Here is a 5,094-nt window from a genome sequence, read left to right on the forward strand (position 1 = left end):
GCCCAGCACTATTTTCACCATCGACGCAGCGGTGGATGACGAAACGTTGCTCGTCGAGGCCTGCGAATCGTTGGCAGCAGCCAGCGCCATAGTCAACGATCTCACCGACTTAACGGACGGCCCACGACGCCAAACGATGCTGGTGCTGCAACGGGTCATCATGTTGGGTGAGTTAGCGGTTAATCGCGTATTGGATAACCACAAGCCTGGGTAGTCGCCAGGCGGGTAGCGAGGGCGCTTGCGCCCTCGCTGTTTAGCAGCATTCACGCGGCTCGTGGTCACGCTGGAAGGTCCTCTCAGACCCCACGTCGCACCGGATAGCTCTTGATCACATCCAGAAACTCGATGCGACGTTCGCTGACCAGCAACTGCGGGAGCAGCTGTTCATACGCCTGTCGGTACGGCTTGCTCAGGTGACGCGTAATGAAGTCGTCCTTGCTGCAGTTCCAGGTTTCGTAGAGCACCAAGGTGTTCGGGTCGTCCTGGAGTTGGTGGACCCAGGTGTTGACGAAGTCCGGCTCGGCCGACATCTGGTGCACCACGTCCAGCAGCCGTTCTTTCATTTCGGCGAAACGTTCCGGTTTGGCCGGCAGGTAAACGATAAACGCGACTTGATCACTCATTTCATCACCTTCGCACGCTGGGATTGGGTTACTGCGGCTGGTTCTGCGGGAACAGGTTGCGACGGGTTTCTTCGTCGAACTCCGCCTTCAGCACCAGTTTCTCTTTAAGACCGTGGGCACGTTGAGCGGCTGGTCGGGCGCTGATTTCATCGAACAGGCGCTTGACGCTCGGGTACGCCGCCAGACCGTTCTCGCCGAGGATGTACGGCGCGTAATTGGCCCAACCCCAGAGCGCCATGTCGGCGATGCTGTAGGTGTCGCCAGCCAGGTACTGATGGTCGGCCAGTCGCTGATCGAGCACGCGGTAGTGGCGTTCGACTTCTTTGAGGTAGCGGTTTTTCGCATACGCCAGGTCTTCCGGCGCGTGGTGCAGGAAATGCACCGCCTGGCCGGAAAATGGCGACAGGCCGCTCGCGATGAACATCAGCCATGACAGTAGGTCGGCTTGCCCGGCCACGGAGGTCGGCAGGAAGCGCTGATGTTTCTGCGCCAGGTGCAGCAGGATCGCCTGGGAGTCGAAGACGGTCGCGTCGCCATCGACCAGGGCTGGCACCTTGGCGTTCGGGTTGATCGCCAAAAAGGCCGGCAGGTGTTGCTCGCCTTTGAAGGTATCGACGCCGATCAATTCGTAGGGCGTTTGCAGTTCTTCAAGCAGCAGGGCGACTTTCATCGGGTTCGGCGATGGGTGGAAAAAGAACTTCATGGTGTAGGCCTCAGTCAGTGGTTGGTTTTGAACTGAGGCTGATGTTGAAGTAAACACGTTCGAATGACGTGCGAGCTTTTTGCTTTACTCGTTCGAAACTATCGAACGTGTTATCGGCGCTTTAGCAGTTGATCGCGACGTGGCGATGACTGCACCGGCGATAATCAGCAGCGCGGGGAAGATCAGAATCGGGCTGGCATGGCTGCGTCCCACGGTGATCAGCAACAACGTGGAAATCAGCGGCGCCAGGTAGGACAGCGCCCCCAGCGTCGCCAGACTGCCGTGTTTGGTGGCGTGGTCCCAGGCAAGAAACGCCAGTCCTACCGGTCCAAGCCCGAGGACGACAATCGCGGTCCATTGGCTGAAGTCGGGCTGTACCGTGGTTTCGAACGCCAGGTGACAGACCAGTCCGGCCACGGCGACCAGGCCACAGATGCCACCAATGATGCTGCTCGGTACTTCGCTGAACCGGCGGTTGATCACCGAGTAAACCGACCAGATCAGCGCGCAACCGAACGCCGCAAGATAACCGGCGATGGGCATTGCGGCGCCAGCATTCGGGGCACGCTGCTGCATGATGAAGGCAGTGCCGGCCAAGCCCAGCAGTGCGCCGAGCAATTGCCGTTTGTGCAGCCTTTCTCCGGCCGAGAACGCCGACAGCAACACCAGCAACAGTGGCCAAAGGTAGTTGATCAGACTGGCTTCAGCTGCCGGGGCGGCTTTGAGTGCGAAAAAGTACAGCGCGTGATAAACGAAAATTCCGACGAACCCGGTCGCCCATACAGCCCAGGGCTGGCGCCAACTGGTGAACCCTGCGATCCCGCGTCGGCCCAGAATCATCAGGCTCGCCGCGAACGCCGCGCCGAAGCCCAGTGTCAGCAGTTCAAACGGTGGAATGCCTTCGGTGAGGGTGGTCAGCAATGCCAGCGAGGACCAGAGCACTATCGCAATCACGCCGACGGCCGTCGCGCTGTGGCTGTTTCGAAGCGGAGTCATGTCTGTTCCTTCAGCGCGATGAGCGGGCGACCATCCTGGCCCGATGACATCAACCAGCTTAGCGTTTGATCGCCGTACGTCCAGCGTCCGGTGAGGGGCTCGCCGGCTTGGCCAACAAGCGCTTGGTCACCCCGAGCATCCCTACTGACATCGCGACGCCCAGGGCGAACGCGGTCAGACCCATGCCAGGCAAGGCCAGCGCCAACACCAGGCAAAACGCAGCGAACGAATACATGCCAGTCGCCGTCGCTCGCAGCAATGCGGCCGTAAACGCTGGGCCGCGGGTTTGCTGGGAAAACACCGCCATCACGCTGCCGAGCACCGGGAAAACTGCGAGCAGACCGCTCCAGCCTTCGCCGACGGTGCTGGCGAGTAATGTCACGGCGAGGGTGAGCAGGGCGCCGGCAATCATGCGCAGCAGCAGTCTGTCGGACTTCGGCGCCGGGCCTGTAACGATGGGTTGCACGCTGGGAAACAGGTATGGCGCCGCCAGTAGCGCGGTGGCGGCCGCAATCACCGAGAACACCAGCGACGGTGGAATCAGCGAGAGCACCACGGCCACGGCGGCCCAGACCAGCAGTGAAATCGTCAACGCCCATGGCCATCCCGCCCGTTGAGCGACCTGGGCGTAGGTCACGCAGAAGGCAATCATCGCGAACATCGCCGACAACGCCGCCGTCGCTGATTGAGCGGCGAACACCTGGCCTTGTTCGATGGCAAGGAAGAACAGAATCGGCCCGACCACCACCGGCAATCCCGACAGCCAACCGGCTACGCTCGGGCCCCAGCGTTTGCCAGCCAGTGAAATCAACAAGAGAAAGCCTGGAATCACCAGCAGTTTAAGCATCAACACGCACGCGTCTCCGACCTGAGTGGGGCGCTAACGTTAGCACTGCGGACGTAGGATTGCTCTAGGAATGAGGAGATTTTGTATACAAAGCTTACGGCTCAAATAATTGTACAAAATGATGCTTTGCGTATAAGTTTTTAGCAGATACCCATGGTGAAAAGAACGCGATGAACAGACCCCGATTACGCCTGTATTACGGTGTGTTGTTGCTGGGATTGTCAGGCACTCAGGCCTTGGCCAATTGGCAGGAGGCATTGCCCGGTGCGCAGATCATCGGCACCGGCGAGTTTCGGGTGTTCGGTTTCGCCGTCTACAACGCTCGGCTCTGGAGTGCGGCCCGGCCCTTGGCGCCGGACCAGCCGTTTGCCCTGGAACTGATCTATCAGCGCAGCATTTCCCGCGATGATCTGGTGCAGGCCAGTGTCGATGAAATCAAGCGGTTGTCCGGCGCCTCGGTCAGCACCGAGCAACTCGAGCGCTGGAAGGTGCAGATGCAACAGTCGTTCGTCGATGTAAAAGCCGGCACCCGCATTACCGGCGTTTATTTGCCGGGGCAGGGGGCGCGGTTCTTTGTCGGCCAGCAGCCGCAACACGAGGTGAAAGACCCGCAATTCGCCCGGGTCTTTTTCGATATCTGGCTCGACCCACGTACACGTAATCCCGAGTTGCGCCAGCAGTTGCTGGGCAGCGCCAAGCCTTGAGGTGCATGACATGCTGAAGAATCTGCTGTTGGTGTTGTGCGTCTGCCTGGCCGGTTGCAGCGTCGATGTGCAGCGCTACAGCGAGCAAAACCCCAAGCTCGATCTACCCGGGTTCTTCGTCGGGCGAGTGGATGGCTGGGGAATGTTCCAGAAGCGCTCGGGCGAGGTGATCAAGCGCTTTCATGTGCTGATCAACAGCCGAATGGACGGCCAGAACCTGATCATGCATGAAGCCTTTACCTACAGCGATGGCACCCGGCAGACCCGCGTCTGGACGTTGTACCCGGACGGCCCTGGCCGTTGGCGCGGTACGGCCAGCGATGTGGTCGGCGAGTCCCGCGGTGAGGTCGCCGGCAACGCGCTGCACTGGCGCTATGAACTCAGCCTGCCGGTGGACGACAAGGTCTACCAAGTGCATTTCGACGACTGGATGTACTTGCTGGACGAAAACACCATGGCCAATCGCTCAGCCATGACCAAGTTCGGTGTTGAGTTGGGCCAGGTGACATTGTTCTTCCGCCGCCACGGCGCCTGATACCCGGGCATCTGCCTCTGGGGCGCACGGGCTGAAACGTCTAAGCTGCGCTTTTCCACCTGTCGACGGATGTTTGCGTGAAATTCAGTTTGCCCAAAACCGCCACGGCGCCGTTCTGTCCGCCGGAAGTGGCGGGCAGCGTGGCCGTTGATCCGCGCGCCTCATTCTTCAAGCGAATGCTGCGCTTTGCCGGTCCTGGTTTGCTGGTGTCCATCGGCTACATGGACCCGGGCAACTGGGCGACCGCCATAGAGGCCGGCTCGCGGTTTGGTTACAGCTTGTTGTTCGTGGTGCTGCTGGCGAGTCTGGCGGGGATGGTGGTGCAGTGTTTGTGTTCGCGCCTGGGCATTGCCACCGGGCGTGATCTGGCGCAGTTGTCCCGGGAGCGCTACAGCACGCGCACCGCACGGACCCAGTGGGTGTTGGCGGAATCTCGATCATCGCCACTGACCTGGCCGAAGTGCTCGGCTGCGCCCTGGCGTTCCATTTGCTGCTGGGCTGTTCGCTGACCTTCGGAATCGCGCTCACGGCGTTCGACACGTTGCTGGTGCTGGCCCTGCAAAACCGTGGCTTGCGCCGACTCGAAGCGATCATGCTGGTGTTGGTGGGCACCATTGGCGTGTGTTTTTTCGTTGAATTGCTGCTGATCAAACCCTACTGGCCGGACGTCGCCCGGGGTTTCACTC

7 protein-coding genes and 1 pseudogene are annotated in these 5,094 nt (G+C 60.4%); 4 read left to right on the forward strand and 4 right to left on the reverse strand.

Annotated elements, in window-relative coordinates; genetic code table 11:
• Positions 1-214: DUF6124 family protein (locus tag WLY71_RS29575; protein ID WP_425589975.1), on the forward strand; the 214-nt coding region annotated here is incomplete at its 5' end.
• Positions 215-296: 82 nt separating this feature from the next.
• On the opposite strand, the gene WLY71_RS29580 is transcribed toward WLY71_RS29575, so the two are convergent.
• From WLY71_RS29580 to WLY71_RS29595, 4 genes are all read right to left on the reverse strand, one after another.
• Positions 297-623 (reverse strand): putative quinol monooxygenase, encoded by a 327-nt coding sequence (locus WLY71_RS29580; RefSeq protein ID WP_095131236.1) that lies wholly within the window; start codon positions 621-623, stop codon positions 297-299.
• 28 nt (positions 624-651) lie between these two features.
• On the reverse strand, positions 652-1,326 hold the full coding sequence (locus WLY71_RS29585) for a glutathione S-transferase family protein (RefSeq protein WP_347806395.1): 675 nt from the start codon (positions 1,324-1,326) through the stop codon (positions 652-654).
• Between the two features lie 84 nt (positions 1,327-1,410).
• Entirely contained in the window at positions 1,411-2,322 is a 912-nt protein-coding gene (gene yddG, locus WLY71_RS29590; protein WP_347806396.1) for an aromatic amino acid exporter YddG, read from the reverse strand.
• 58 nt (positions 2,323-2,380) lie between these two features.
• A complete protein-coding gene (locus WLY71_RS29595; protein ID WP_347806397.1) occupies positions 2,381-3,175 on the reverse strand; it encodes a hypothetical protein in 795 nt (264 codons plus the stop codon).
• 164 nt (positions 3,176-3,339) lie between these two features.
• On the opposite strand from WLY71_RS29595, the gene WLY71_RS29600 reads away from it, so the two are divergent.
• The 3 genes and pseudogenes from WLY71_RS29600 to WLY71_RS29610 form a co-directional block, all read left to right on the forward strand.
• Positions 3,340-3,873, forward strand: coding sequence for a chalcone isomerase family protein (locus WLY71_RS29600; protein ID WP_347806398.1), 534 nt, complete (start codon positions 3,340-3,342; stop codon positions 3,871-3,873).
• A 10-nt stretch (positions 3,874-3,883) separates the two neighbouring features.
• On the forward strand, positions 3,884-4,408 hold the full coding sequence (locus WLY71_RS29605) for a DUF3833 domain-containing protein (RefSeq protein ID WP_347806399.1): 525 nt from the start codon (positions 3,884-3,886) through the stop codon (positions 4,406-4,408).
• A 77-nt stretch (positions 4,409-4,485) separates the two neighbouring features.
• Positions 4,486-5,094: pseudogene (locus WLY71_RS29610) on the forward strand (Nramp family divalent metal transporter); the annotation flags it as partial.

It is taken from the genome of Pseudomonas rossensis (assembly GCF_039888995.1).
GTDB classification, from domain to species: Bacteria; Pseudomonadota; Gammaproteobacteria; order Pseudomonadales; family Pseudomonadaceae; genus Aquipseudomonas; species Aquipseudomonas rossensis.